This is a genomic window from Xenorhabdus sp. SGI246 (assembly GCF_040838225.1).
In the GTDB taxonomy this organism is placed as follows: domain Bacteria; phylum Pseudomonadota; class Gammaproteobacteria; order Enterobacterales; family Enterobacteriaceae; genus Xenorhabdus; species Xenorhabdus indica.
This window is the reverse complement of sequence record NZ_JBFPEZ010000168.1, coordinates 1-1,148: the sequence shown is the minus strand read 5'-3', so window position 1 is coordinate 1,148 and position 1,148 is coordinate 1. Positions and strand designations below refer to the sequence as shown.

General features: G+C 51.0%; 1 protein-coding gene. It reads left to right on the top strand.

Translation table 11 applies throughout. The annotated features are described in order from the left end of the window. Window positions 1–1,148 (top strand): elongation factor Tu (tuf, locus tag ABLA85_RS19005; RefSeq protein ID WP_367965859.1); only part of this gene is annotated, 1,148 nt, incomplete at both ends.

Genomic DNA, 1,148 nt, shown 5'->3' with positions numbered 1-1,148 from the left:
AAACCGCACGTTAACGTTGGTACTATCGGCCACGTTGACCACGGTAAAACTACCCTGACTGCTGCAATCACTACCGTTTTGGCGAAAACTTACGGCGGTAACGCGCGTGCATTCGACCAGATCGATAACGCACCAGAAGAAAAAGCACGTGGTATCACCATCTCTACTTCTCACGTAGAATACGATACTCCATCTCGTCACTATGCACACGTTGACTGCCCAGGCCACGCCGACTACGTGAAAAACATGATCACCGGTGCTGCTCAGATGGATGGCGCGATCCTGGTTGTGGCTGCAACTGATGGTCCAATGCCACAGACGCGTGAACACATCCTGTTGGGCCGTCAGGTAGGCGTACCCTACATCATCGTGTTCCTGAACAAGTGTGACATGGTTGATGATGAAGAGCTGCTGGAACTGGTAGAAATGGAAGTCCGTGAGCTGCTGTCTCAGTACGATTTCCCAGGCGATGACACTCCAATCATCCGTGGTTCTGCTCTGAAAGCGCTGGAAGGCGACGCAGAGTGGGAAGCGAAAATCATCGAACTGGCGGAAGCACTGGATTCTTACATCCCAGAACCAGAGCGTGACATTGACAAGCCATTCCTGCTGCCAATCGAAGACGTATTCTCCATCTCCGGCCGTGGTACTGTAGTTACTGGTCGTGTTGAGCGTGGTATCGTTAAAGTGGGTGACGAAGTTGAAATCGTTGGTATCAAAGAAACCACCAAAACAACTTGTACCGGTGTTGAAATGTTCCGCAAACTGCTGGACGAAGGCCGTGCAGGTGAGAACGTTGGTGTTCTGCTGCGTGGTACTAAGCGTGATGACGTTGAGCGTGGTCAGGTTCTGGCGAAGCCCGGTTCTATCCACCCACACACTCAGTTCGAATCTGAAGTGTATATCCTGAGCAAAGATGAAGGTGGCCGTCATACTCCATTCTTCAAAGGTTACCGTCCACAGTTCTACTTCCGTACTACTGACGTAACCGGAACTATCGAACTGCCAGAAGGCGTAGAGATGGTAATGCCAGGTGACAACATCAACATGAAAGTGACCCTGATTGCACCAATCGCAATGGACGAAGGTCTGCGTTTTGCTATCCGTGAGGGTGGCCGTACTGTAGGTGCTGGTGTTGTTGCTAAAGT